Origin of the sequence: Streptomyces griseorubiginosus (assembly GCF_036345115.1) — a bacterium.
In the GTDB taxonomy this organism is placed as follows: domain Bacteria; phylum Actinomycetota; class Actinomycetes; order Streptomycetales; family Streptomycetaceae; genus Streptomyces; species Streptomyces griseorubiginosus_C.
Map to the genome: position 1 here is coordinate 2774884 of NZ_CP107766.1, position 25964 is coordinate 2800847.

The 25964-nt window shown below is 69.6% G+C and carries 24 protein-coding genes and 5 tRNA genes; 11 read left to right on the top strand and 18 right to left on the bottom strand.

All coding sequences use genetic code 11. The features are described from left to right. Window positions 1-80 precede the first annotated feature (80 nt). The 3 genes from OHN19_RS12305 to OHN19_RS12315 all read right to left on the bottom strand — a co-directional run bounded on the left by OHN19_RS12305 (window position 81) and on the right by OHN19_RS12315 (window position 3092). Entirely contained in the window at window positions 81-1238 is a 1158-nt protein-coding gene (locus tag OHN19_RS12305) for a D-alanine--D-alanine ligase family protein (RefSeq protein WP_330264238.1), read from the bottom strand. An 82-nt stretch (window positions 1239-1320) separates the two neighbouring features. Next, on the bottom strand, window positions 1321-2331 hold the full coding sequence (locus OHN19_RS12310; RefSeq protein WP_330264239.1) for an NAD(P)H-dependent glycerol-3-phosphate dehydrogenase: 1011 nt from the start codon (window positions 2329-2331) through the stop codon (window positions 1321-1323). After that, entirely contained in the window at window positions 2328-3092 is a 765-nt protein-coding gene (locus OHN19_RS12315; RefSeq protein WP_330264240.1) for a lysophospholipid acyltransferase family protein, read from the bottom strand. Before OHN19_RS12315 ends, OHN19_RS12310 begins: the two co-directional genes overlap by 4 nt. A gap of 155 nt (window positions 3093-3247) precedes the next feature. Between OHN19_RS12315 and cofC the strand changes: the two genes are divergently transcribed. Together cofC and OHN19_RS12325 are read left to right on the top strand one after the other, a co-directional pair. Next, window positions 3248-3886 carry a 2-phospho-L-lactate guanylyltransferase gene (gene cofC / locus OHN19_RS12320; protein WP_330264241.1) on the top strand — a complete coding sequence of 213 codons (639 nt, stop codon included), beginning with the start codon at window positions 3248-3250 and terminating at the stop codon, window positions 3884-3886. 9 nt (window positions 3887-3895) lie between these two features. After that, window positions 3896-4087, top strand: a complete 192-nt coding sequence (locus OHN19_RS12325; RefSeq protein WP_123763306.1) for a hypothetical protein — start codon at window positions 3896-3898, stop codon at window positions 4085-4087. 95 nt (window positions 4088-4182) lie between these two features. On the opposite strand, the gene OHN19_RS12330 is transcribed toward OHN19_RS12325, so the two are convergent. The 4 genes from OHN19_RS12330 to leuC form a co-directional block, all read right to left on the bottom strand. Beyond that, window positions 4183-4830, bottom strand: coding sequence for an HU family DNA-binding protein (locus OHN19_RS12330; protein WP_123763305.1), 648 nt, complete (start codon window positions 4828-4830; stop codon window positions 4183-4185). 136 nt (window positions 4831-4966) lie between these two features. Next, window positions 4967-5197 (bottom strand): hypothetical protein, encoded by a 231-nt coding sequence (locus tag OHN19_RS12335; RefSeq protein ID WP_028809826.1) that lies wholly within the window; start codon window positions 5195-5197, stop codon window positions 4967-4969. 299 nt (window positions 5198-5496) lie between these two features. Further along, entirely contained in the window at window positions 5497-6090 is a 594-nt protein-coding gene (gene leuD, locus OHN19_RS12340) for a 3-isopropylmalate dehydratase small subunit (RefSeq protein ID WP_330264242.1), read from the bottom strand. Between the two features lie 5 nt (window positions 6091-6095). Beyond that, entirely contained in the window at window positions 6096-7520 is a 1425-nt protein-coding gene (gene leuC / locus OHN19_RS12345) for a 3-isopropylmalate dehydratase large subunit (RefSeq protein ID WP_330264243.1), read from the bottom strand. Window positions 7521-7710: 190 nt separating this feature from the next. On the opposite strand from leuC, the gene ndgR reads away from it, so the two are divergent. Next, window positions 7711-8427, top strand: coding sequence for an IclR family transcriptional regulator NdgR (gene ndgR / locus OHN19_RS12350; protein ID WP_015036427.1), 717 nt, complete (start codon window positions 7711-7713; stop codon window positions 8425-8427). Between the two features lie 175 nt (window positions 8428-8602). On the opposite strand, the gene OHN19_RS12355 is transcribed toward ndgR, so the two are convergent. Beyond that, entirely contained in the window at window positions 8603-9127 is a 525-nt protein-coding gene (locus tag OHN19_RS12355; RefSeq protein WP_330264244.1) for a DUF4188 domain-containing protein, read from the bottom strand. A 79-nt stretch (window positions 9128-9206) separates the two neighbouring features. Between OHN19_RS12355 and OHN19_RS12360 the strand changes: the two genes are divergently transcribed. Continuing rightward, window positions 9207-9851, top strand: a complete 645-nt coding sequence (locus OHN19_RS12360; RefSeq protein ID WP_330264245.1) for a MerR family transcriptional regulator — start codon at window positions 9207-9209, stop codon at window positions 9849-9851. A 49-nt stretch (window positions 9852-9900) separates the two neighbouring features. Here OHN19_RS12360 and OHN19_RS12365 read toward each other — a convergent pair. From OHN19_RS12365 to OHN19_RS12405, 9 genes are all read right to left on the bottom strand, one after another. Next, a tRNA-Glu gene (locus tag OHN19_RS12365) sits at window positions 9901-9973 on the bottom strand. 44 nt (window positions 9974-10017) lie between these two features. Further along, window positions 10018-10089 (bottom strand) — tRNA-Gln (locus OHN19_RS12370). A gap of 20 nt (window positions 10090-10109) precedes the next feature. Further along, window positions 10110-10182 (bottom strand) — tRNA-Glu (locus OHN19_RS12375). Between the two features lie 62 nt (window positions 10183-10244). Next, window positions 10245-10317 (bottom strand) — tRNA-Glu (locus tag OHN19_RS12380). Window positions 10318-10358: 41 nt separating this feature from the next. Continuing rightward, window positions 10359-10430: transfer RNA gene (locus tag OHN19_RS12385), tRNA-Gln, on the bottom strand. Between the two features lie 92 nt (window positions 10431-10522). Beyond that, a complete protein-coding gene (locus OHN19_RS12390) occupies window positions 10523-11254 on the bottom strand; it encodes an HAD family hydrolase (protein WP_330264246.1) in 732 nt (243 codons plus the stop codon). A gap of 50 nt (window positions 11255-11304) precedes the next feature. Continuing rightward, on the bottom strand, window positions 11305-11967 hold the full coding sequence (locus OHN19_RS12395; protein ID WP_330264247.1) for a DUF4241 domain-containing protein: 663 nt from the start codon (window positions 11965-11967) through the stop codon (window positions 11305-11307). 109 nt (window positions 11968-12076) lie between these two features. After that, window positions 12077-13561, bottom strand: coding sequence for a glutamate--tRNA ligase (gene gltX, locus OHN19_RS12400; RefSeq protein WP_330264248.1), 1485 nt, complete (start codon window positions 13559-13561; stop codon window positions 12077-12079). Next, on the bottom strand, window positions 13545-14330 hold the full coding sequence (locus OHN19_RS12405; RefSeq protein WP_330264249.1) for a fumarylacetoacetate hydrolase family protein: 786 nt from the start codon (window positions 14328-14330) through the stop codon (window positions 13545-13547). Before OHN19_RS12405 ends, gltX begins: the two co-directional genes overlap by 17 nt. 355 nt (window positions 14331-14685) lie before the next feature. Between OHN19_RS12405 and OHN19_RS12410 the strand changes: the two genes are divergently transcribed. After that, the gene (locus OHN19_RS12410) at window positions 14686-15048 is read left to right on the top strand and encodes a hypothetical protein (RefSeq protein ID WP_330264250.1); all 363 of its coding nucleotides are present in this window, start codon (window positions 14686-14688) and stop codon (window positions 15046-15048) included. Between the two features lie 125 nt (window positions 15049-15173). Beyond that, window positions 15174-16073 carry a hypothetical protein gene (locus tag OHN19_RS12415; protein WP_330264251.1) on the top strand — a complete coding sequence of 300 codons (900 nt, stop codon included), beginning with the start codon at window positions 15174-15176 and terminating at the stop codon, window positions 16071-16073. Between the two features lie 60 nt (window positions 16074-16133). On the opposite strand, the gene OHN19_RS12420 is transcribed toward OHN19_RS12415, so the two are convergent. Beyond that, window positions 16134-16319 (bottom strand): hypothetical protein, encoded by a 186-nt coding sequence (locus OHN19_RS12420; RefSeq protein ID WP_330264252.1) that lies wholly within the window; start codon window positions 16317-16319, stop codon window positions 16134-16136. A 568-nt stretch (window positions 16320-16887) separates the two neighbouring features. On the opposite strand from OHN19_RS12420, the gene OHN19_RS12425 reads away from it, so the two are divergent. The 5 genes from OHN19_RS12425 (at window position 16888) to OHN19_RS12445 (ending at window position 25954) form a co-directional block, all read left to right on the top strand. Further along, on the top strand, window positions 16888-20775 hold the full coding sequence (locus OHN19_RS12425; protein ID WP_330264253.1) for a nitrate- and nitrite sensing domain-containing protein: 3888 nt from the start codon (window positions 16888-16890) through the stop codon (window positions 20773-20775). Window positions 20776-20784: 9 nt separating this feature from the next. Further along, window positions 20785-21198, top strand: a complete 414-nt coding sequence (locus OHN19_RS12430) for a roadblock/LC7 domain-containing protein (RefSeq protein ID WP_003993189.1) — start codon at window positions 20785-20787, stop codon at window positions 21196-21198. A gap of 111 nt (window positions 21199-21309) precedes the next feature. Then, a complete protein-coding gene (locus OHN19_RS12435) occupies window positions 21310-21708 on the top strand; it encodes a DUF742 domain-containing protein (protein ID WP_003973454.1) in 399 nt (132 codons plus the stop codon). Then, window positions 21689-22264, top strand: coding sequence for a GTP-binding protein (locus OHN19_RS12440; RefSeq protein WP_007384912.1), 576 nt, complete (start codon window positions 21689-21691; stop codon window positions 22262-22264). The genes OHN19_RS12435 and OHN19_RS12440 overlap by 20 nt, the downstream gene beginning before the upstream one ends. Window positions 22265-22666: 402 nt before the next feature. Continuing rightward, window positions 22667-25954 (top strand): nitrate- and nitrite sensing domain-containing protein, encoded by a 3288-nt coding sequence (locus tag OHN19_RS12445; protein WP_330264254.1) that lies wholly within the window; start codon window positions 22667-22669, stop codon window positions 25952-25954. Window positions 25955-25964 lie beyond the last annotated feature (10 nt).

Here is a 25964-nt window from a genome sequence, read left to right on the forward strand (position 1 = left end):
TGCGCCCCGGAACTGCGCCACATCGTCCGTCTGCGCGCCGTCCGTGGTTCGTCGCGCAGTTCCCCGCGCCGCTGGGTGGGTCAGCGCAGCCCTGTCGACCTGCGCAGCGCCGCCTGGATCAGCAGGTCCACCAGCTCCGGGTAGCTGATCCCGCTCTTCTCCCACATCTGCGGGTACATCGAGATCGGCGTGAAGCCGGGGAGCGTGTTGATCTCGTTGATCACGAACTCGCCGTCCTCGGTGAGGAAGAAGTCCGCGCGGACGAGGCCCTCGCAGGAGGCCGCGTCGAAGGCGTCGACCGCGAGCTTCTGGACCTCGGCCGTCTCCTCGGGCGTGAGCGGCGCCGGCACGATCCCCGGGGTCGAGTCGATGTACTTCGCCTCGAAGTCGTAGTACGCGTGCTCCTGCGGCGGCGGGATCTCCGCCGGGACCGAGGCGCGCGGGCCGTCCTCGAACTCCAGGACACCGCACTCGATCTCGCGGCCCCGCAGCGCCGCCTCGACGAGGACCTTCGGGTCGTGGCTCTGCGCCTCGGCGATCGCCTCGTCCAGTCCGGAGAGGTCGTCGACCTTGGTGATGCCGATCGACGAACCCGCGCGCGCGGGCTTCACGAAGAGCGGCCAGCCGTGCTCGCCCGCGAAGTCGACGATCTTCTTGCGGGCGGCGGACTCGTCCCGCTCCCACTCGCGCGGCCGGATCACCACGTACGGGCCGACCTTGAGCCCGAAGGAGGTGAACACCCGCTTCATGTACTCCTTGTCCTGCCCGACGGCCGAGGCGAGCACACCGCAGCCGACGTACGGGACCCCGGAGAGCTCCAGGAGGCCCTGGAGGGTGCCGTCCTCGCCGTAGGGGCCGTGCAGGACGGGGAAGACGACGTCGACCTCACCGAGCGCCTTGGGCACCGATCCGGGCTCGCTGTAGACGACTTCGCGGTTGGCGGGATCGACGGGGAGCACCACCCCGCCCTCGTGCGACTCGGCGAGCTCGGTGACGTTCGGCGTACGGCGCTCGGTGATCGCCATGCGGTCCGGTTCGTCGGCGGTGAGGGCCCAACGGCCGTCCTGGGTGATGCCGATCGGCAGGACGTCGTACTTCGTCCGGTCGATGGCCTTGAGGACGGCGCCGGCGGTGACCACGGAGATCCCGTGTTCGGAGCTGCGCCCGCCGAACACGACGGCCACGCGCGGCTTGCGAGGCGGCTGCTCAGGGCTCTGGGGGAGGTTCTCGGTGCTCATATCGCGTTGAGAGTACCCGGTGGTAGTGCCCCGAGACAGTGTCCGCCCCCGCGACGGACGGGGCAAAATACGAGGTGGTGGCTCAGCGTCGCTCGGGCTTCGCGCTGCGCGACATCAGCTCCTTGACGGCGACCACCGGGGACTTGCCCTCGTGCACGATGCCGACGACGGTCTCGGTGATCGGCATGTCGACGCCGTGCCTGCGGGCCAGATCCAGCACGGACTCACAGGACTTGACGCCCTCGGCGGTCTGCTTGGTGACCGCGATGGTCTCCTGGAGGGTCATGCCCTTGCCGAGGTTGGTGCCGAAGGTGTGGTTGCGCGACAGCGGCGAGGAGCAGGTCGCCACCAGGTCGCCGAGACCGGCGAGTCCGGAGAAGGTGAGGGGGTCCGCGCCCATCGCGAGGCCCAGCCGGGTCGTCTCCGCCAGACCGCGCGTGATGAGCGAACCCTTGGCGTTGTCACCCAGTCCCATGCCGTCCGCGATGCCGACGGCGAGGCCGATGACGTTCTTCACGGCGCCGCCGAGTTCGCAGCCCACCACGTCGGTATTGGTGTACGGGCGGAAGTACGGCGTGTGGCAGGAGGCCTGGAGCCGCCTGGCGACCGCCTCGTCGGTGCAGGCGACCACGGCGGCGGCCGGCATCCGGGCGGCGATCTCCCGCGCGAGGTTGGGCCCGGTGACCACGGCGATCCGGGCCTGTCCCACCTTGGCGACGTCCTCGATCACCTCGCTCATCCGCATGGCCGAGCCGAGTTCGACGCCCTTCATGAGGGAGACGAGGACGGTGTCGGGCGCGAGCAGCGGGGTCCACTCGGCGAGGTTGGCGCGCAGGGTCTGCGAGGGGATCGCGAGGACGGTCAACTCGGCGTCGCGCGCGGCCTCGGCGGCGTCCGCCGTGGCCCTCAGGTTCTCCGGAAGTTCGACACCGGGGAGGTAGTCCGGGTTGGTGCGGGTGGAGTTGACCGCGTCCGCGAGCTCGGGGCGGCGCGCCCACAGGGTGACCTCGCACCCCGCGTCGGCGAGCACCATGCCGAAGGCGGTACCCCATGAACCGGTGCCGAAGACGGCCGCCTTGACGGGCTTGCTCACTTGCTCTTCTCCCCCTCGCGGCCGCTCTGGGCCTGGCTCCGGCGCCGCTGCTCGATCCGCTCGCGGCGCGGGTCGTACGCCGTCGCGGGTGCCTTCTCGCCGCGGATGATCTCCAGCTGGGCGGTGATGGCGGCCATGATGACCTCGGTGGCCTCCTTCAGGAGGTCCTGGGTCATGTCCTTGTCGTAGAAGCGCGTGAGGTCCACGGGCGGGCCCGCGAGGACGTGGTGCGTCTTGCGCGGGAAGAGGTGGAGCTTCTTGGCGTACGGCGGCAGCACCTCGTTGGCGCCCCACTGCGCGACCGGGACGACCGGGCACTTGGTCTGCAGGGCCACGCGCGCGGCGCCGGTCTTGCCGGTCATGGGCCACTGGTTCGGGTCGCGGGTGATGGTGCCCTCGGGGTAGAACGCGACGCACTCACCGCGCTCCACGGCGTCGATCGCGGCCCGGAAAGCGCTCAGCGCGTCCGTGCTCTCGCGATAGACGGGGATCTGTCCGGTGCCGCGCATGACGGCGCCGACGAATCCCTTCTTGAAAAGACCGGCCTTCGCCAGGAATCGCGGAACGCGCCCGGTGTTGTACTGAAAGTGCGCGTACGCGAAGGGGTCGATGTGCGAATTGTGGTTGACCGCGGTGATAAATCCGCCGTCGGCCGGAATGTTCTCCAATCCGCGCCAGTCCCGCTTGATCAGAACCACGAGCGGCGGTTTGGCGATCACCGCTGCCAAGCGGTACCAGAAGCCGATTCTGCGGCGGGGCACGCGGACACCTTCCTCTAGGGCCTGGGGGGCCGCACAAGTGTCGCCCCGGGCCGTCTGTCTGTCGAGAACACCGTACGCCCCGCCGCCGACACCGCCAGATGGGGCGCGTGACGACTGAGTGACAATGACCGTGAGAAGAGAAGGACGGAACGCGCGTGCAGTGGACGTTGGTCATCCCGCTGAAACCCCTGGCGCGGGCCAAGAGCAGGCTCTCGGACACCGCCGACGACGGGATGCGCCCGGGTCTGGCGCTGGCCTTCGCCCAGGACACCGTGGCGGCAGCCCTGGCCTGCCCGGCGGTCCGCGATGTGGCGGTAGTCACGGACGACGCCCTGGCCTGCCGCGAGCTGGCGGCCCTGGGCGCCCGCATCGTCGCCGACGAGCCCCGGGGCGGCCTGAACGCGGCCCTGCGGCACGGAGCGTCCGCCGTGCGGTCGGCGCGCCCCGAAAGCGCCCTGGCGGCCCTGAACGCCGATCTGCCGGCTCTGCGCCCCCTGGAATTGGCCCGGGTCCTGGACGCGGCCGCGGAATTCCCCCGCGCTTTCCTTCCGGACGCGGCGGCCATGGGCACGACCTTGTTGGCCGCGGCGGGAAGCGAGGAATTGCGCCCGGCCTTCGGCCCGGATTCCCGGCGCCGCCACCACGCCTCGGGAGCGGCGGAACTCCGTCTCGACGATGTCGATTCCGTACGGCAGGACGTCGACACCGGCGAGGACCTGCGGGCGGCGCTGGCGCTGGGGGTGGGCCCCCGGACGGCCGCCGCCGCGGCGCGGTTGCTGATTCCCGGGCAGTAGGCTGCGGCCATGCAGGCGACCGCGTACACGTACGACCCCGAGAGCCGCAGTGGGCAGGTGCTTCTCGACGACGGCACCCCGGTGCCCTTCGACGCGCCGGCGTTCGACGCGGGCGGCCTGAGACTGCTGCGTCCCGGTCAGCGTGTGCGCGTCGAGATGGACGGGGACAGGATCACCCTGGTGACCCTCCAGACCTTCTGAACAGGCTTCCGAGCAGGCCTTACGCACCCCTTGCACACGCCGCGGGCCGGACTCCGTCACGGAGTCCGGCCCGGCGCGTGAGTGCCCCTGTGCCCTTACCTCTTGCGGGCCGTGGCCTTCTTGGCGGTGGTGGTGCGAGCAGCGGACTTCTTGGCGGGCGCCTTCTTGGCGGTCGCCTTCTTCGCCGGGGCCTTCTTGGCCGTCGTCTTCTTCGCGGCGGTCTTGTTCGCGGCGGTGGTCTTGGCGGCGGTGCCGGTCGCCTTCTTCGCGGGCGCCTTCTTCGCCGTCGTCTTCTTGGCGGTGGCCGTGGTCTTCTTGGCCGTCGTCTTCTTCGCGGTGGTCTTCTTCGCGGTGGCGGTCTTGGCGGTGGCCTTCTTGGCCGCCGCCTTCTTGACCGTGGCCGAAGCCCCGCCGGTCAGGCTGCCCTTGGGGGCCTTCTTGACCGCGACGTCGTTCTTCGGGAGCTTCTTCGTGCCGCTCACCAGGTCCTTGAAGCCCTGGCCCGCGCGGAAGCGCGGAACGGAGGTCTTCTTGACCCGAACCCGCTCGCCCGTCTGGGGGTTGCGAGCGTAACGGGCCGGCCGGTCGACCTTCTCGAACGAACCGAAGCCGGTGACCGAGACACGGTCGCCCGCGACCGTCGCGCGGACGATGGCGTCCAGGACCGCGTCGACCGCGTCGGCGGCCTGCTGGCGGCCGCCCACCTTGTCGGCAATCGCTTCTACGAGCTGCGCCTTGTTCACGTCTTCCCCTTCGGAGACATTGCCAGAACGAAAGTGTTCAAGCTTTTCGCACGTTAGGCAGATATATACCGCAAATCAAACACGAAACGGGCTTATCACCCTTGTGCCGCAACGAACTCGGCTGCTCTGGACTTGTTCAGCGTTCCTCTTCCGGGATTCGACCCGCGTCGAGGTCAGCGGTGAACCGCTCCAGACGCCTTGTCGCTTCGACGACGTCGTGCTTGGCCGCGGCCGTAATGACCAGCAGCTTCCGGGTCAGCGCCATCCGTACGCCCTCCGGGACTTGCAGTGCGCGCACTCTTGCGTGCGCTTCCTTCAGTTGGTCCGCGACTGCCGCATAGAGCTCGAGTTGGCCGTCGTGTTCCATGCACAGATTGTGCCATCTGGGGCGAGTTGTCGCCTGCTAGGGGTGCAACTGCCGCCTCGGACGGCCTTCCGGGCACATGCGGAAGCCACGGTGACAAGGGACGCGTACCCCGACAACACCCGTCGTAACGTGGGAAGTTGAGCGGGCGTGTCGCATTGCGCGGGGCCGTCGGGGGGCAGACACAGCCGTACCCCCGATCGGGCTGATCGGGGGTACGGCGGGGGTGTTGGGTGGCCGAAACTCGACCTGTTCAGTTGCTCCGAAGGAGGGTTCGGGTCACCCCGGGGGCGACCCGGGCGTCACGCCTGGAGCGTCCGCGGCTTGTACGAGGGCCGCTTGGCCTCGTACGCGGCGATGTCGGCCTCGTTCTGGAGGGTGATGGAGATGTCGTCCAGGCCGTTCAGCAGCCGCCAGCGGGAGTTCTCGTCCAGCTCGAAGCTCGCGGTGATGCCCTCGGCGCGCACCTCGCGGGCCTCGAGGTCGACGGTGATCTCCGCCTCGGGGTCCTTCTCCGTGAGCTCCTGGAGCGCGTCCACGATCTTCTGGTCCAGGACCACCGTGAGCAGGCCGTTCTTCAGCGAGTTGCCGCGGAAGATGTCGGCGAAGCGGGAGGAGATCACGGCCTTGAAGCCGTAGTTCTGCAGCGCCCACACCGCGTGCTCACGGGAGGATCCGGTGCCGAAGTCGGGGCCGGCGACCAGGACCGTGGCGCCCTTGCGCTCGGGCTGGTTGAGGATGAATTTCTCGTCCTTGCGCCAGGCCTCGAACAGCCCGTCCTCGAACCCGTCCCTGGTCACCTTCTTGAGCCAGTGAGCAGGGATGATCTGGTCGGTGTCGACGTTCGAGCGACGCAGCGGAACGGCCCGGCCGGTGTGCGTGGTGAATGCTTCCATGACTCTCAGACTCCAGCGGCGGCAGGGGCGTCGGACAGGTCGGCGGGCGAGGCCAGGTGGCCCAGTACGGCGGTGGCGGCCGCGACCTGCGGCGACACCAGGTGCGTACGGCCGCCCTTGCCCTGCCGGCCCTCGAAGTTGCGGTTGGAGGTGGACGCGGAGCGCTCACCCGGGGCCAGCTGGTCCGGGTTCATGCCCAGACACATCGAGCAGCCCGCGTGCCGCCATTCGGCGCCGGCCTCCTTGAAGACGACGTCCAGGCCCTCGGAGACGGCCTGGAGACCGACCCGCGCGGAGCCGGGGACGACCAGCATCCGTACGCCGTCGGCGACTTTGCGGCCCTTGACGAGCTCGGCGGCCGCGCGCAGGTCCTCGATACGGCCGTTGGTGCACGAACCTACGAAGACGGTGTCCACCTTGATGGAGCGCAGCGGCTGCCCGGCCTCCAACCCCATGTATTCCAGGGCCTTTTCGGCGGCGAGGCGCTCCGATGCGTCTTCGTACGAAGCGGGATCGGGGACGTGCGCCGAAAGCGGCGCGCCCTGGCCCGGGTTGGTGCCCCAGGTGACGAACGGCGACAGTTCGGCGGCCTCGATGACGACCTCGGCGTCGAACTCGGCGTCCTCGTCCGTCCTCAGGGTCTTCCAGTACGCGACGGCCGCGTCCCAGTCCTCGCCCTTGGGCGCGTGCGGACGGCCCTCGAGGTAGTCGAACGTGGTCTGGTCGGGGGCGATCATGCCCGCGCGGGCACCGGCCTCGATCGACATGTTGCAGATGGTCATGCGGGCCTCCATCGAGAGCTTCTCGATGGCGGAGCCGCGGTACTCCAGGACATAGCCCTGGCCGCCGCCCGTGCCGATCTTGGCGATGATCGCCAGGATCAGGTCCTTGGCGGTGACGCCGTCGGGCAGTTCGCCGTTGACCGTGATGGCCATGGTCTTCGGGCGGACCAGCGGCAGCGTCTGGGTGGCCAGCACGTGCTCGACCTGGGAGGTGCCGATGCCGAACGCCAGGCCGCCGAAGGCGCCGTGCGTGGAGGTGTGGGAGTCACCGCAGACCACGGTCATACCGGGCTGGGTCAGGCCCAGCTGCGGGCCCACGACGTGCACGACACCCTGCTCGACGTCGCCCAGCGGGTGCAGGCGCACACCGAACTCGGCGGCGTTCTTGCGCAGCGTCTCCAGCTGGACCCGGGAGACCGGGTCGGCGATGGGCTTGTCGATGTCGAGGGTCGGGGTGTTGTGGTCCTCGGTGGCGATGGTCAGGTCGAGCCGGCGCACCTGGCGGCCGCTCTTGCGCAGTCCGTCGAAGGCCTGCGGGCTGGTCACCTCGTGCAGCAGGTGCAGATCGATGAAGAGGAGGTCGGGCTCGCCCTCGGCGCGCCGGACGACATGGTCGTCCCAGACCTTCTCCGCGAGTGTCCTACCCATCGCTTTCCCTCCGGCCGGCGAGATCGTCCACCGGCCCAACTAGAGATCTTGAGGAGACGGCACCCGGCCCCAGTTCACGGGCGCCCGTCACCAGGCCCGTACGGTCACCGGGCCGCTGTGCCTACAAGGGTTGCGCGTCTCACGGAAAAAGGAACTTGCGTTTCACAGAGTGAGACGTGAGTATCGTTTCATGGACAACAGTAGCGGCGTCGGCGTTCTGGACAAGGCAGCCCTTGTCCTCAGCGCCCTGGAGTCCGGTCCGGCCACCCTCGCGGGTCTGGTCGCGGCGACCGGACTGGCACGACCCACGGCCCACCGGCTGGCCGTGGCTCTGGAACACCACCGCATGGTGGCACGCGACATGCAGGGCCGTTTCATTCTGGGCCCCCGGCTGGCCGAACTGGCCGCCGCCGCGGGCGAGGACCGTCTCCTCGCGACCGCGGGCCCGGTGCTGACGCACCTGCGGGACGTCACCGGCGAGAGCGCGCAGCTCTACCGCCGCCAGGGCGACATGCGCATCTGCGTCGCCGCGGCGGAGCGCCTGTCCGGCCTGCGGGACACCGTCCCGGTCGGTTCGACGCTCACCATGAAGGCGGGTTCCTCGGCCCAGATCCTGATGGCCTGGGAGGAGCCGGAGCGCCTGCACCGCGGCCTCCAGGGCGCCCGCTTCACGGCGACGGCCCTGTCGGGCGTACGGCGCCGGGGCTGGGCCCAGTCCATCGGCGAGCGCGAGCCGGGCGTCGCGTCCGTCTCGGCGCCGGTCCGCGGTCCGTCCAACCGCGTGGTGGCCGCGGTCTCGGTCTCCGGCCCCATCGAGCGCCTCACCCGCCACCCGGGCCGTATGCACGCCCAGGCGGTCATCGACGCCGCGGCGCGTCTCTCCGAGGCCCTGCGCCGTACGGGTTGAGGGCGCCCCCTGTCGGGACCGGACCGGCCTCAACGCCGCGGCAGGTCTTGAACCGACGGGGACATGTCCGACCTTCTTGGGGGCGCGGGGAACCGCGCGACCAGCCACGACGGCGAGTCAGTCGACTGACGGCCGGTGGGGGCCGGTCGCGCAGTTCCCCGCGCCCCTGAGTGGGTCATGCGGCCCCAGACCTATGAGCGAACCGCTCCTTCGCCGAACGCCCCCTGCGCTCCACCGGTACCTGACCGTGCGCCGCCGCCAACCCGAACGCCGGCATGTCCGCGTAGATCGACTCGTAGGCTCCCTCCGGGACCACGTACGCCTCGTGCCAAAGCCCCACGTGCTGCCGGACCTTCCCCGCCTTCTCCTTGCGGTTGACGATCGACCAGGCGCGGTGGTGGAACATCTCCGGTGAGTGCGCGTAGGCGTACAGCTTCTCCTTCGACTCCCAGTACTGGACGACGTAGTACGTCCGCGGTGAAGCCGTCAGCAGGACATGGGAGAGCAACCCCCGCTCCGGCGCCCGCGCCAGCTCCCGCAGCATCCTCGGCATGGCGAGCAGGACCGGCACCCAGTGGTGCACGGCCCAGAAGTGATTGATCCGCATGCCGATCAGCAGGACGACCACGTCTCCCTCGGCCGCGGCGGTCGTACGACCCGCGGCGACCTTCTTCCCGAACTTCCCGAACTTCCCGAACACGGGACCCCCTCGTTGGTGAGCTGCACTATCCGAGCGCGGCTGATTGGATAGTGCCGTTATCCGAGGAAGGGCACAAGAGATGCGGCTGGCCGAACTCAGCGAACGCAGCGGGGTGTCCACCGCGACGATCAAGTACTACCTGCGTGAAGGCCTGTTGGCGCCCGGCCGCCAGATCAACGCGACGACCGCGGAGTACGACGAGGAGCATCTGCGGCGGCTGCGTCTGGTGCGCGCGATGATCCAGGTGGGCCGGCTCCCGGTGGCGACGGTCCGCGAGGTCCTGGGGCATGTCGACGACGACTCGCTGGGCCGTACGATCCGGCTCGGCGCGGCCCTGTGGGCGCTGCCGCAGGTCCCGGAGCCGGACGCGGAGGACGAGTACGTACGGGCGGCGCACCGGGAGGTCGGCGCACTCCTGGACCGGCTCGGCTGGGAGAACGCCAAGCAGCTCACGACGATCTCCCCCGCGTATCGCTCGCTGGTCGTGGCGGTGGCCGCGTTCCGCCGGCTCGGCTACGACTGGGGAGCCGAACAGCTCGCGCCGTACGCCGAGTTGATGCAGCGGACGGCGGTCCTGGACCTGGACTCCCTGGAGGCGCTCCCGTCGGGAGCGGAGCGGGTCGAGTTCGCGGTCCTGGGGGCGATCCTCAACGAACCGGCGCTCCAGGCGCTGCACCGACTGGCACAGGAGGAGGAGTCGGCGCGCAGGTACGGCTTCGAGTGAGCCCGGACGCAACGAAGGCCCTCCGCCGAAGCGAAGGGCCTTCATCTCGTACCCCCGACCGGATTCGAACCGGCGCTACCGCCTTGAGAGGGCGGCGTGCTAGGCCGCTACACAACGGGGGCGTGGAGCCTGCAAGCGTGTGGAACTACATCGCCGCAGGTCCGAGCTGGTCTACCTGGACTCGAACCAAGACTAACTGAACCAGAATCAGTCGTGCTGCCAATTACACCATAGACCAATGTGGTTTAGACCAGTGCGTACCCCCGACCGGATTCGAACCGGCGCTACCGCCTTGAGAGGGCGGCGTGCTAGGCCGCTACACAACGGGGGCCCTAGCGATCCTGCATGAGAGTCAGTGGGTGCGACCCTGACTGACCCTCCGGGAAGGATCTGTACCCCCGACCGGATTCGAACCGGCGCTACTGCCTTGAGAGGGCAGCGTGCTAGGCCGCTACACAACGGGGGCTTCGCGGAGTTGATCTCCGCTGCGCAGATAAGCTCTGCGAGCTGGCCTACCTGGACTCGAACCAAGACTAACTGAACCAGAATCAGTCGTGCTGCCAATTACACCATAGGCCACTGGAACGCAAGCCCCTGCGGGGATCTTGTTCTAGTTCTGCTCCTCCGGTTCCCGGCCTTTCGGCCCGCTCCCCGGCGGCGCAGGAAGAACATTACCCGAAGGTGGACGGGGCTCCAAAACGGGTATCCGAGCCGAGGATCGTGGGGAGTTCGGCGAGGGAGGCGATCCGGTGGGTGCCGTCGGGCGCCTCGACGGTCGCGTACGGGCCCTCGCGGGCGATCCAGACCGAGAGCAGTCCGGCGTCCGCGGCGCCCCGCCCGTCGATCTCCGGGTGATCACCGACGTACGCCACCTGGTGCGGATCCAGCTCCAGGGCGTCGCAGGCCGCGAGGAAGGCGCCGGCCTCGGGCTTGGAGACGCCCAGCTCGGCCGCGCACAGGATGACCTCGAAGCGGTCGTGGACGCCGAGGACGCGGAGCTTGTGGTCCTGGACGTGGATGCTGGAGTTGGACAGCACCGCGTGCCGGTGGCTGGCGGCGAGGGCGTCCAGGGCGGGCAGGACGTCCGGGAAGAGGGCCCAGGCGGTCTCGTAGTGCGCGATGTAGCGCTGGAACCAGGCGTCGGCCTCCCCGTCGCTCAGCTCCTGGCCGAGGAACACCCGCACCCGCTCCCGCCGCTGCCCCGGGAAGTCGACCTCCCCCGCCGAGAAGCGCGCCCACTGCGCGTCGGTGACCGCCCGCCACCGCGCGATGGCCTGCTCGACACTCTCGTACGCCCCCAGCAGCCCCTCGGCATCGAGATGCAGCCGCATCCCCATGCGGTCGGCCCCCGTGTAATCGAACAGGGTGTCGTCGACGTCCCAGACCACGGCCCGAATGCTCATGACCCGACGGTAACCCGGTGCCGGGGGCCGCGTCCGGGGATCGTGGGGGCTCAGGAGGGGTCGGGGGCGACGAAGAAGTCCGTGAGGAAGCAGGTGACCTCGCCGGACGCCGACCGCCCGATCCAGGTGGGGTAGAAGCCGTCTCCCCAGCCGGAGGTGAACGCGGCCAGGGTGTGGCCGGTGGAGGTGGAGGTGACCAGGTGGGGCCCCTGCGACCAGTCGCTGTTCTCGAAGGCCTCCCACAGCGGCCCCTCTTCCTCCTCGGTGCCGGGGAAAGCCTCCTCGGCCGAGGCGTCGTAGAAGCAGCCGGTGCCGGCGTCGACGCCGTAGCCGAAGAACTCGTCGTCCTTGAGCTCGGCGGGGTCCTGTTCCGGCTGGAGGGCCAACTCCCAGGTCGCGGTGGGCTCGTCGCTGATCACCAGACGGGCCGCCGCCACCCGGCGGTGGGGGCGCTCGGCCGGGGGCTCGCCGGGGCGGGTGAGGGTCGCGACGGCCGCCTCGACGCGGTAGCGGCCGGGGGCGACGGTGACGGTGAACGGCTCTATGTCCCCGGACCCGAGGTAGACGAAGGGGTCGCAGGCGACGACCCGTCCGGTGGGCAGGTCGAGCATCCCGCCGTCGGTCACGTGGATGACGCCGGTCTGCCCGGACTCGTAGGCGAACGTGCTGCCCGGGGTGAACAGCCAGGTGTAGTCACGAGGCGACATCGGCATGACGGGGCCCTTCCGGATCTTGAGTGCGATGCCGGAACCCTAGTGCGCCCCACTGACAACGCCGAGGGCGGCGGCCGCCACGGCCACCGCCCCTCCACACGCGTGTGCGCTACGCAGCCAGCTTCGCCAGCGCCGCGTCGATCCGGGCCAGGGTCGTCTCCTTGCCCAGGACCTCCAGGGACTCGAAGAGGGGCAGGCCGACCGTGCGGCCGGTGACGGCCACGCGGACCGGCGCCTGGGCCTTGCCGAGCTTGAGGCCGTGGGTCTCGCCGGCCGCCAGGACGGCCTCCTTGAGGGACTCCGGGGAGGCCCAGTCGGCGGACTCCAGCTTCTCGCGGGCGGTCCTCAGCAGCGCGTCGCTGCCCTCCTTCATCGCCTTCGCCCAGGACGGCTCGTCGAAGACCGGCTCGGGGAGGAAGAGGAAGTCGACGTTGTCGGTGATCTCCGAGAGGACCTTGAGGCGGGTCTGGGCGTGGGGGGCGATCGCCTGCCACTTCGCCTCGTCGAAGTCCTCCGGTGCCCAGGGCGCGAAGGGGGCCTTCAGCCAGGGCGCGCAGCGCTCCGTGAAGTCCTTCACGTCCAGCAGCCGGATGTGGTCGGCGTTGATCGCCTCGCACTTCTTCAGGTCGAAGCGCGCCGGGTTGGGGTTCACGTCCGCGATGTCGAAGGCCGCGACCAGCTCGTCGGTGCCGAAGATGTCCTTGTCCGCCGAGAGCGACCAGCCGAGCAGGGACAGGTAGTTGAGCAGGCCCTCGGGCAGGAAGCCCTTCTCCCGGTAGAGGTTGAGCGAGGCCTGCGGGTCGCGCTTGGAGAGCTTCTTGTTGCCCTCGCCCATGACGTACGGGAGATGACCGAAGGCGGGCACCGACTTCGCGACACCGAGCTCGATCAGCGCCTTGTAGAGGGCGATCTGGCGCGGGGTTGAGGACAGCAGGTCCTCGCCGCGCAGGACGTGGGTGATCTCCATCAGCGCGTCGTCGACCGGGTTGACCAGCGTGTAGAGGGGCGCGCCGTTCGCTCGTACGATCCCGTAGTCCGGGACGTTCTCCGGGGTGAACGTCAGCTCACCGCGGACCAGGTCGGTGAAGGTGATCGTCTCGTCGGGCATGCGGAAACGGACGATCGGCGTACGGCCCTGGGCCTGGTACTCCTCGACCTGCTCGGCGCTCAGGTCGCGGCAGTGGCCGTCGTAGCCGGACGGCTTGCCGGCGGCGCGGGCGGCCTCGCGGCGGGTGTCCAGCTCCTCCTGGGAGCAGTAGCAGTGGTAGGCGTGCCCGGCGTCCAGCAGCTTGGCGGCGATGTCCTTGTAGAGGTCCATCCGCTGCGACTGGCGGTACGGCGCGTGCGGGCCGCCGACCTCGGGGCCCTCGTCCCAGTCGAAGCCCAGCCAGCGCATCGAGTCGAGCAGCTGCTGGTACGACTCCTCGGAGTCGCGGGCCGCGTCGGTGTCCTCGATGCGGAAGACGAGCGTGCCCTGGTGGTGCCGGGCGAAGGCCCAGTTGAACAGGGCGGTGCGGACCAGGCCCACGTGGGGGTTACCGGTGGGCGAGGGGCAGAAACGTACGCGGACGGGTGCGCTAGCCACGCTTGACAACCTTGTTGGTGAGAGTGCCGATGCCTTCGATGGTGACGGCGACCTCGTCGCCGACGGTGAGCGGCCCGACGCCTGCCGGGGTGCCCGTGAGGATCACGTCGCCGGGGAGCAGCGTCATGGCCTCGGAGATGTTGACGATCAGGTCCTCGATGGAGTGGATCATCTCGCTGGTGCGGCCGAGTTGGCGCTGCTCGCCGTTGACGGTGAGCTGGATCGTCAGGTCGGCGGCCGTCTCGAGGTCCAGGCCGGTCTCCACCCAGGGGCCCAGCGGGCAGGAGGTGTCGAAGCCCTTGGCCCGGGCCCACTGCTTCTCGCGCTTCTGGACATCGCGCGCGGTGATGTCGTTGGCGCAGGTGTAGCCGAAGATCACGTCCTTGACGCGCTCGCGGGGGACCTCGCGGCACATGCGGCCGATGACGACGGCCAGTTCGGCCTCGTGGTGGACGTCCGCGGAGAAGGAGGGGTACTGGATGTCGTCGCCGGGGCCGATCACCGAGGTGGACGGCTTGAAGAAGGCGAAGGGGACGTCCGGGACCTCGTTGCCCAGCTCCTTGGCGTGGTCGGCGTAGTTACGGCCGTACGCCACGACCTTGTTGGGGAGCACCGGGGGCAGCAGCCGCACCTTGCTCAGCGGGACCTTCGTACCGGAGAGCTCGAAGTCCGCGAACGGGATGCCCTTGATGATGTCGAGGACGAGTTCGTCCGGCTTGTCGCCCTCGACCGCGCCGAAGGCGACGTTCCCGTCGATGGAGAATCTGGCGATGCGCACGGGATCTGGGCGCCCCTCACTGAGAACTGTGCGTGCGTGGGCCGGCTGGTGGGTGCGACAGCCGGCTCTGGACGCTCCAGGCTAACCGGTCCGGGCTCTCGGCCGCCGGTCGGCCGGGCGGGGCTGCGGGTGGGGCTCCGGGTGGGGCTGCGGGCCGGGTACACCCGGCAGTCCCCGGCCACTCCAGTGGCCAGAAATCGCTTGTCGTGATCGCTTCATCCTCTTTAGGGTGATCTCCGCGAATGCCACTCGGCGCATTCACAAACGAGGGGAATCCATGAAGTCGAAGCGTAAGGTCCTTTCTCTGGCAATGGCGGTTCCGGCTGCGGCCGTAGCGGTTCTGGGTGTGGCCCCCATGGCGCACGCGGAGGCCAGAGAGAGCTGTCCCACGTGGGCGAACGACTGCGCCGTCTTCTACTACAACAGTGGCCTGTCGGGGTCGCACACCGCTTTCACGGACGACGGTGTCTCCAACCTCGCGGGGTACAACTTCCTGTCCTCCGGGAGCGGTAAGGGACAGACCGTGAAGAACAACGCCGCGTCGTTCTGGAACGCGAGCGTCGACCACATCGCCACGGTCTTCTTCAACAGCAACTACGGCGGTGCCTGCGACACGTTCGCACCCTTGGCCGACACCAACAAGCTCGCCAAGACGTACAACGAGAACGCCTCTTTCGATTTCAACCGGAACGGCACGAACTGCTACAAGTGGAACTGACCAGCCACCTGTAGAGACTGCGCGCGAAACAGCACACGGCCCCGCGCGGAGCGATCAGCTCCGCGCGGGGATCCGCTGTTTTTCCAGGAAGTCCGAGCCGTACATTCCAAGAGACATCTGGACTCATGAGACGTTTGGCGATCCCCGTCCTGTTCCTCACGCTGCTGGTCGGCTGCACCTCGCACGAGCCGTCGGCCGAGGGCCCCTCCAGCGGCTCCCCCTCGGCACCGGAGGCGAGCCCGAGCCCGTCGTCACCGGGACGGAAGAGCTACACCTTCCGGCTGCCGCTCGCCGCGTACAGCTACAGCGACGCCGACTACGAGGTGATCCGGGCGGCCGAGCAGGTCCTGGCCCGTGACTGCATGAAGGACTTCGGACTCGCCTATGAGCCCGTGAGGAATCCGGCCCCGGCCGGGACAGAGGACCGCCGGTACGGGTTGACGGACAGGGAGAGCGCGGAGCGTTACGGATACCGGATGCCGCCGCAGCAGGAGACGCCGACGGCGAAACTCACGAAGGACCAGACCAAGGTCCTGTACGGGAGCCGGTCCCTCGGAGCGGACTCCACGGAACTCAAATACCGAGGAAAGAAGGTGCCGGCCGAGGGCTGCCTGGGCGCCGCGATTCTCGGATTCCGCAAACCGTACGAGGACAAAGCCGGAGCGGAAGTGGCGAGCCGCATTTCGACGGCGAGCTACGAGGATTCCCAGAAGGTCCCGGAAGTCCGGACAGTCTTCGGGAAATGGTCTTCCTGCATGAAGAAGGAGGGGTATGCGTACACCTCCCCCATGGACGCGCTGGACACGCCCGCCTTCCTTCGGGGAAAGGTGTCGGACACCGAGAAGAAGACCGCCGTGGCCGATGTCTCCTGCAAGGAGAGGACCGGGCTCCCGGAGGTCTGGTTCGCCGCGGAGTCCTCGATCCAGAAGGACATGATCAAGGCCAATGCCGAAGCGTTGGGGAAACTGGGCGAACTGCACGAGAAGAAACTGCGCGCGGCCCGGAAGATCCTGGCCGGCTCCTGACACGAAGAAGGCTCCCCGGGTGACCGGGGAGCCCCTTGTGCGGCCGCTGGGCCTCGTCGACTACTCTGCGGCTGCGGAGACCGGGATCTCCATCAGGACCGTCCGCCGCGGGTTGGCGGTCTGGGCCGGGAGATCGAGCGCGTGCTCCGGCTGCTCCGGGGTGTGCAGTTCGCCGGCGTCCTTGACGTGCACCAGCGTCGTGCGCCGCGGGTTGGCAATGTTGCGGAACATCATCGTCGTCTTCACGGTTGTACTCGACCTCGGGTAGTGGTGGGTTCGACAGAAGCCTCGCTCCTGTAAAGCGTCAGGCTAAGCGCGCCATTCCCCTCCCACGCCACGGAGACTCAATGATCGGCATGTGAGTTTGCTCACTGACGTGTGGGCAATTCGGACAATTCCGAGCCTCAGCCCACCCCAACGAAACGGACATTGACTCCCTGAAGCCATCATTCCGCTCCTGATCATGGCGACTGGGACACCCTTGACGGCGAGGTGACTCGCGGGGTCATGTCCGTTTTCCACCAGAACGCTTTCCACGGCCGGTGACACGGCCCTCACTTGGTGTCACGTAGGTCACGGTCTGCCCCTCGGACCTTGTTGGAGATCCGGCACTGTGCTGGAATTCCACGGACCGCCGCGGGATCGAACCGGCGCACAGGGGGCGCAGAGAAGCGCCGAGCGGCGGTGAGTAAGGGGGAGCCAGCGCCGGTCACTCACGACCACCCGGGGCGCGCATTCAGGGCGCTCCCCACAACGCCGACACCGTGCTCCGCCGTCCTGCGGAGGAGCGCCTGGTCCAGAGGTTGCGACGCTAGTGCAGGGACGTTTCAAGAGGGATGGCAGCGCTTCGGCCGAGCCGGAGCGGCACGGCGGGACTGGCCCCAATGTCGGCAGTTCCTCCCCCCAGCACGCCCAGAACCCGGGCCCGGCACCGTCCGCCGACGGCGCGTCCGGACCCGGCCGCCTCGGCTCGTCGGCGTCCTCGGGCCCGGCGGCACCGGCCACACCGCCGGTGAAGCCCCCGAAGGGCCCGAGCGGCCCTGGATCGCGAATAGCACTGCGCAACTGGCGTATCTCCACCCGCCTGGTGTCGCTGCTCGCGCTCCCCGTGGTGGCGGCCACCTCGCTGGGCGCGCTGCGCATCAACGACTCCATGGACGACATCCAGCAGCTCGACAACATGAAGCTGCTGACGGAGATGACCAAGCAGGCCACCGAGCTGGCCGCCGCCCTCCAGGAGGAGCGCGACCAGTCGGCCGGGCCGCTGGCGCACGACTCCACGGCGAGCAACATCACGGTCAAGGGCTACCGGGACAAGACCGACCGGGCCGCGACCAACTTCATCAACGCCGCCGAGGACATCGACACCTCCAGCAAGGACGGCAACCTCCAGGGCGTCCGTGACAGCCTCGTGGGCCTGGTCCGCGACCTGGACACGCTGAACAAGATCCGCAGCGACGCCTACGACACCAAGGGCAACGCCACCCAGACGGTGGAGTCCTACCACCGCCTGATCACCCACCTGCTGGACCTCTCCCAGGACATGGCCGAGGCCACCAGCAACCCGGACATGATCCAGCGCACGCGTGCCCTGGCGGCCTTCTCCTCCGCCAAGGAGTACGCGTCGATCCAGCGCGCGGTCCTCGCCGCGGCCCTGCCGGCCAACAACACCTCCCTCGGCAACCTCACCGAGAACGACCGGCTGTACGCCCAGGGCGCCCTCGACAGCGAGGAGTCCGAACTCAGCAGCTTCCGGAGCATCTACGGCGACGACGACGCCGAGGAACTCCTCAAGCCCATCGAGGACGGCAACTCCACCATCGAGGCGTCCGACCAGTACGCCAGCCGTGCCTTCGGCCGCCCCGAGGGCCTGGCCGACCTGGACCGGCGCTCGTACAAGGACTGGGTCGACGACAGCTCGACCAAGATCCAGCAGATGGGCAACATCGAGCACACGCTGCTCGAGGACATGGAGCAGAAGGCCCGCGAGCTGCGCAGCGCCACCGAGCGCGACGCGATCATCGCCGGTGCGCTGATCCTGATCGTGCTGGGTGTCTCCCTGGTCGGCGCCTTCGTCGTCGCCCGGTCCATGATCCGCTCGCTGCGCCGGCTCCAGGAGACCGCCACCAAGGTCGCCCAGGACCGGCTGCCCGAGCTGGTCAAGCAGCTCTCCGAGTCGGACCCGCAGGACGTCGACACCTCCGTCGAGTCGGTCGGTGTGCACTCCCGGGACGAGATCGGCCGCGTGGCCGCGGCCTTCGACGACGTGCACCGCGAGGCGGTCCGCCTCGCCGCCGAGCAGGCCCTTCTGCGGGGCAACGTCAACGCGATGTTCACCAACCTGTCGCGCCGCTCCCAGGGCCTCATCCAGCGTCAGCTCTCGCTCATCTCCGAACTGGAGTCCCGCGAGGCCGACCCGGACCAGCTGTCCTCGCTGTTCAAGCTCGACCACCTCGCGACCCGTATGCGCCGGAACGGTGAAAACCTTCTGGTTCTCGCCGGTGAAGAGCCCGGCCGCCGATGGACCCGTCCGGTCCCGCTGGTCGACGTGCTCCGTGCCGCCGCGTCCGAGGTGGAGCAGTACGAGCGCATCGAGCTGGCCGCCGTGCCGACCACCGAAGTGGCCGGCCGCGTGGTCAACGACCTCGTGCACCTGCTCGCCGAGCTGCTGGAGAACGCGACCTCGTTCTCCTCGCCGCAGACCAAGGTCAAGGTCACCGGTCACGCGCTGCCCGACGGCCGCGTGCTGATCGAGATCCACGACACCGGTATCGGCCTCTCCCCCGAGGACCTCGCGGCGATCAACGAGCGGCTCGCCTCGCCGCCCACCGTGGACGTCTCGGTCTCCCGACGCATGGGCCTCTTCGTGGTCGGCCGTCTGTCGCAGCGCCACGGCATCCGCATCCAGCTGCGCCCGTCCGACTCCGGTGGTACGACCGCGCTGGTCATGCTGCCCGTCGATGTCGCTCAGGGCGGCAAGAAGCCCCAGCCCAAGCCCGGTCAGGGTGCTCCCGCCGCGCCGTCGGCCGCGCAGGCCACCGCCGGTGTGGCCGCGGCCCGCCGTGGCGGCAACGGCCAGGGCGGTGGCGCCCTCGGCGGTGCGCCCGGTGGCGCGGGCGGTGGCGCCCTCGGTGCCGGTGCCCCCTCGGGTGGGCGGCTCAACTCCGGTCAGGGACCGCGGGCCGCGCTGCCCGGCAGTGGTCAGGGCGGTCGTCCCGGTGCGCCGGGCGGCTCGCGCGGACCGCAGGGCCCGGGTGCGCCCGCACAGGGCCGGCCCGCTCCGGCGGGCGCCGGGTTCGGTGGCCAGGCGCCGGGTGCCCCGCAGGGCCTCCAGGCCGCGGGCACCGGTGGGCCGGGCCAGGACGCCTTCAGCGCTCAGGACGCCTTCGGCGGCCAGGACTCCTTCGGCGGCCAGAACTCGTTCGGCGCCGGCCAGGACGCCTTCGGCTCCCGGAACCCCGTTCCCCCGCAGGCGCAGGCCCCGAAGGGCGGCCAGGCTCCCGAGCAGGGCCGGCGCCGTCGGCCGCAGCTCCCGGGCCGCGGTGGTCCGCGGGCCGAGCTGCCGGGCGGCAACCAGCCCCGCACGCCCAGCTGGAGCGACGAGAACGCGCAGCCGCCGGTGCCGCGGGCCTCCCTCGACGTCCCGCGCGGCCATGACGAGCAGGACCCGGCGGCCACCTCCCGCATGCCGCGGATCGAGGAGCACCAGAGCCCTGCCGCCACCTCTGAGTTCCCCCGCCCGGACTTCGACGCCCCGCAGAACACCGGACAGTTCCCGCGGCCCGGTGCGAACGTTCCGCAGAACGACTTCCCGCGGCCGGGTGCGAACGCCCCGCAGAACGCGGGACAGTTCCCGCGCCCCGGCTCGAACAGCCCCCAGGACACGGGCGAGTTCCCCCGTCCGGACACGAACTCCCAGCAGAACACGGGTCAGTTCGTCCGCTCGGACGTCTTCGGTACCCCGTCCGGCCAGAACGGCGGCACCGGGCAGTACCCGGGTCCGGGGGCGTACGACAGCGGTTCGACGGGTCAGTTCGCCGTGCCGGGCTTCGACGGCGGCTCCACCGGGCAGCACTCCCTGCCCGGCCGCCAGGACCCCGCGCACACCGGCCAGTTCGAGCGGCCGGGGACCAACGGCTCCGACTTCGGCGCCCCGCGGCCGCCCATGCCGCCGCGTCCGCAGCAGCGGCCGGTCCGCCAGGAGCCGGAGGCGCTGCCCCCGGCCTCGGGCCCCGGTGACGGCCGTACGCCGTTGTACGACACGCTGGAGACCAACTGGTTCCACGGCGGTCAGGGCCAGGGACAGCAGGCGGGCGGCAACGGATCCTCGGCCCCGCGGCCGCCGCAGCAGGCTCCGGCACCCCAGAGTTCCGCTGCGGCTCCGCAGCGGCCCACGGCCTCCGCGGCCTGGCGTTCCTCTCCGAACGACGACCTCGTCCGGCAGGCGGAGCGCGTCCGGCAGCCGGCCGCGGGCGGTGTCACCACCTCCGGTCTGCCGCGCCGGGTGCCCAGGGCGAACCTCGTCCCGGGTACCGCACAGCAGCAACAGCACCAAACCGGTCCGCAGGTCTCGCGTGCGCCTGACGACGTACGCGGTCGGCTGACCAATCTCCGTCGGGGTATCGCGCAAGGACGTCAGGTCGGCGGCAACAACGGCCAGACGGGCAGTTTCCCGAACCCCACTCACCAGCAGGAGCGTTAGTTGAGCCCGATGAGCCAGGCGGCACAGAACCTCAACTGGTTGATCACCAACTTCGTGGACAACACCCCCGGGGTGTCCCACACCGTCGTCGTGTCCGCCGACGGCCTTCTGCTGGCGATGTCCGAGGGTTTCCCGCGCGACCGTGCCGACCAGCTGGCGGCCGTCGCGTCCGGACTCACCTCGCTGACCGCGGGTGCCTCACGGATCTTCGAGGGCGGCAGCGTGGCCCAGACCGTGGTGGAGATGGAGCGGGGGTTCCTCTTCCTCATGTCCGTCTCGGACGGTTCCTCGCTCGCGGTCCTCGCCCACCCCGAATGCGACATCGGCCTTGTCGGATACGAGATGGCACTGCTGGTCGACCGCGCGGGCGCCGTGCTCACGCCCGATCTGCGAGCCGAGCTGCAAGGCAGTCTGCTCCACTGACCCGCCCCGGATCCACCCGTCTCACCAAACCACCGTCCGGCCGCCACAATCCCCCCACCGGCCTCACCAGACGGCTTGCCCTACCGACTTGCTGTCCCGCCCGGAGGATTCATGACCCCGCCCACCGCCTCTCATGATCCGTACGCGGAGCCGTACGAGGATGAGGGCGACCAGCCGCTGGTACGTCCGTACGCGATGACCGGTGGCCGGACCCGGCCGCGCTACCAGCTCGCCATCGAGGCCCTGATCAGCACCACGGCCGACCCGGCGGCGCTGATGGGGCTCCTCCCCGAGCACCAGCGCATCTGCCACCTGTGCCGTGAGGTGAAGTCGGTCGCCGAGGTCTCGGCGCTGCTCGCCATGCCGCTCGGTGTGGCTCGGATCCTCGTCGCGGACCTCGCCGAGGCCGGCCTGGTGGCCATCCACCAGCCGGGCGGCGACGAGAACAACGGCGGCGCGCCCGATGTGACGCTGCTCGAAAGGGTGCTCAGTGGACTTCGCAAGCTCTGACGCGGGACGGGCCACCACCTCCGCGAAGATCGTGGTGGCGGGTGGCTTCGGCGTGGGCAAGACCACGTTCGTGGGAGCGGTCTCCGAGATCAACCCGCTGCGTACCGAGGCCGTGATGACGTCCGCGAGCGCGGGCATCGACGACCTCACCCACACCGGGGACAAGACGACCACCACGGTCGCCATGGACTTCGGCCGCATCACGCTCGACCAGGACCTGATCCTGTACCTCTTCGGTACGCCGGGCCAGGACCGCTTCTGGTTCATGTGGGACGACCTGGTCCGCGGCGCCATCGGCGCGGTGGTCCTGGTCGACACCCGGCGGCTGGCCGACTGCTTCCCGGCGGTCGACTACTTCGAGAACAGCGGTCTGCCGTTCGTCGTGGCCCTCAACGGCTTCGACGGGCACCAGCCGTACGCTCCCGAGGAGGTGCGCGAGGCCCTGCAGATCGGGCCGGACGCACCGATCATCACGACGGACGCCCGGCACCGGTCGGACGCCAAGAGTGCCCTGATCACGCTGGTCGAGCACGCCCTGATGGCACGTCTGCGGTAACGCCCTCAAGGCGTGTCGAGCAGCTCCCAAATCAACAGCGTCATACGGCAGTTGTCGTAGATGTACCGGAGCCGGCTGTGGCCTTGGACACGGTCGGCCCCGGTGTTCATAACGTTTCGGCAGAGGAATCGGGTGGTACGGCCACGCGTGGTTGCCAACCGGTCTCGCTGCGCTCACAACAGCCCCGTCTTTTGACGGGGCTCGCTCTTTATGACCGTTTTATCTGGGGCTTACATCACTCGGAATCCCCGCGTACCAATGTTTGGAGGTGCGCAGGCCGTCGTGCTGGAATGCCTGAACTGCCCAATAGTCAAAGACGTACTCACTAGTCGATGACGCACTGGGCTCTGAGAGACTGCGGCACAACGTAGGTGCCGACCCCTCCGAGAGGTTGTTGGTCGAGTGAGGCGAAGCAAGAACGGTCCCGAGCCGTCGGCCCGGGGCAACTTCACCCCGCCGCCGCGCGGAGCGGCGCCCGCCCCTGTGTCCGGTCCGGAACCGACGGCCGCGCCGCCGTCGAGCGGTGGTCGTTTCTCCCCGCGCAACTGGCGGGTGCCGACCCGGCTGAACGCGATCCTGCTCATACCCGTGATCGTCGGCCTCGTCATGGGCGGCTTCCAGGTCAAGAGCTCGATCGACACCTGGCGGGAGGCCGAGGACGCGGAGAACACCGCGCGTCTGGTGCGGGCCGCCCTCAGCTACGCCGACGCCCTCTACAACGAGCGCGACAGCACCGCCGCCCCGCTGCTGAGCGGCCAGGGGCAGGACAACGCCACGGTCGTCGCCGCCCGCAAGAAGACCGACGAGGCCGCGGACGACTTCGACGCCGCCGCCCAGAACATGCCGCAGAAGGCGGGCCTCGAGCGCCGCCTCAAGCTGTTCCGGGACGGCGAGGGCAGCCTCCAGACGCTGCGCGCCGGCGCCTACACCTCCTCCAAGCTCACCGGGGTGAAGACCGAGGAGGGCTACACCCAGGTCGCGCACCCGCTGACCGAGTTCGCCAACGAGCTCGGTCTGGGCACCGGAAACATCACCAGCTACGGCCGTACGGTCTACGCCATCGAGCTCACCAAGGCGGCCCTGTCGCTCCAGCGCTCCATCGGCATGCACCTGCTGATCAAGCCGGGCCCGGGGCTGAGCAGCTTCGCCAGCCAGAAGGTCGCCCTGTCCTCGTACGCGTACCTGGAGGGCATCGCCGTCGAGGAGTACGTCGGCGGTGGCACCGAGGCCGACGCGGCGAAGCTGGAGACGGCGAAGAAGCAGATCCAGACGGAGGGCGTGGCGCTGGCCAAGGAGGCCGCCGCCAAGAACCCGAACTACGTGCCGCCGCCGTCCAACCCGACGGAGATGGTCTCCAGCCTCGCCCAGCTGCCGTCGATGGACCAGAGCGCCCGTGAGTCGCTCGCCAAGGACGGCATCACCGCCGAGAACTGGTGGGCGGTCAACACCCTCAAGTACAACGCCTACCGTCAGATCGAGACCGATCTGGCCGACACCGCGGTGAACGAGGCCGCGAGCATCGCCGACGACGCCAAGCGGGACGCCTTCATCGTGGGTGCCGCCGTCGTGGTCGCCCTGCTCCTGGCGTTCATCCTGGCCGGTGCCGTGGCCCGGCAGATGTCCCGCTCGATGCGCCAGCTGCGCAACGCCGCCTTCGGCATCGCCGAGCAGCGCCTGCCGATGCTGGTCGACCAGCTCTCGCGCACCGACCCCGGCCGGGTCGACACCCGGGTCGCGCCGATCCCGATCAACACCAAGGACGAGATCGGCGAGGTCGCCCGCGCCTTCGACCAGGTCCACCGCGAGGCGGTCCGGCTCGCCTCCGAGCAGGCCCTGCTGCGGGGCAACATCAACGCGATCTTCACCAACCTGTCCCGGCGCAACCAGTCGCTGATCGAGGGCCAGCTGACCCTGATCACCGACCTGGAGAACAACGAGGCCGACCCGGACCAGCTGGAGAACCTCTTCCGCCTGGACCACCTCGCGACCCGTATGCGCCGCAACGGCGAGAACCTCCTCGTTCTCGCCGGCGAGGAGCCCGGCCGCCGCTGGGACCAGCCGGTCCCGCTGGTCGACGTGCTCCGTGCCGCCTCCTCCGAGGTGGAGCAGTACGAGCGCATCGAGCTGTCCGGCGTCCCGGAGGCCGAGATCCACGGCCGCGCGGTCACCGACCTCGTGCACCTGCTCGCCGAGCTCCTGGAGAACGCCACCACGTTCTCCTCGCCGCAGACCAAGGTCCGCGTCACCGCGACCCGTCTCCCCGACGGCCGCATCATGATCGAGATCCACGACAAGGGCATCGGCCTGACCGCCGAGGACTTCGCGGACATCAACCACAAGCTGGCCAACCCGCCGACCGTGGACGCCGCGATCTCGCAGCGCATGGGTCTGTTCGTGGTCGGCCGGCTGTCCGACCGGCACGGCATCCGGGTCCAGCTGCGCCCCTCGGGCGAGCAGGCCGGCACCACCTCGCTGGTCATGCTGCCCGACGCGATCACCCACGGCGGTGGCGGCGAGCACCAGCCGGCCAACGACGAGTTCACCGTCTCGCAGATCATGCCGGAGCAGCAGTACCAGGGCGAGGACTTCAACAACGGTCTGCCCATGCGTACGGCCGCGGAGCTGGGCTTCGACGACAGCCGCTACTCCGAGGTCCCGGACGACATCCGCGAACTGGACCCGGTCGGCCGCTCCCTGATGCGTGAGGAGCGCCGCGCGGCCCTGGAGGCCCAGAACCAGGACCAGCCGCCGGCCCTGCAGGGCCCGGACCCGTCGTACACCGAGGCCTTCGACGGTCCTCAGAGCGCCCAGCAGAACGGCTACGACAGCAGCAGGAACGGCTTCCCGGAGCAGCAGCCCGCCGGATACGACCAGCAGACGTCGTACGAGGAGGCTCAGCAGGCGCCGTACGAGGAGCAGCGGCAGACGTCGTACGAGGAGCCGAAGCGCCCGGCGTACGACGAGCCGTACTTCGCGCAGAACGGCGGCCTGCCCCAGAACGACCTGTTCTCCACCAACGGCGGCTACCCCGAGCCGGGGTATGCGGAGCCGGTCCAGGGGGAGCCCGCGGCGGTGCACGCGGCCGCCCCGGAGACCTTCTCGGGCTTCGAGGAGCGCCGCTACCAGGATGACTGGCCGCAGCCGGACGGTTACCGGGGCGGTTACGCGGACCAGTACGCTCCGGAAACGGAATCTGTGCAGGCCGCTGACGTGAGTGAGCGCGACCGCGTAGGCTTCGACCGTCCGGGGCCGGCCCCCGCCACCAAGGGTCACGAGCTGACCGACGCCGGGCTCCCCCGCCGTGGCTCCACCGGGAGCAGCGCGAACGGCTCGAACGGTACGCGGCACGCGAACCAGGAGTCGCCGGCCTCCGCGCCGGAGAGCAACGGCGGCGGCGACAGCTGGCGCTCGGCCAACGACGCGCGGTGGCAGCAGGCCTCCCAGCTCCGGAAGCCCAAGGCGGGCGGGGTCACCTCCTCCGGTCTGCCGCGGCGGGTACCCAAGGCCAACCTGGTCGAGGGAGCCGCCGAATCCACCCCGCAGGGGGGCCCATCGGTCTCCCGCGCCCCCGAGGACGTCCGGGGCAGGCTGAGCAACCTGCGCCGCGGGGTCCAGCGGGGCCGCAACGCAGGCAGTGAAACGAACGGTCAGGGCTTCGGTTCTGACAGCACCTACAACCAGGAGCGTTAGTGTGAGCCCG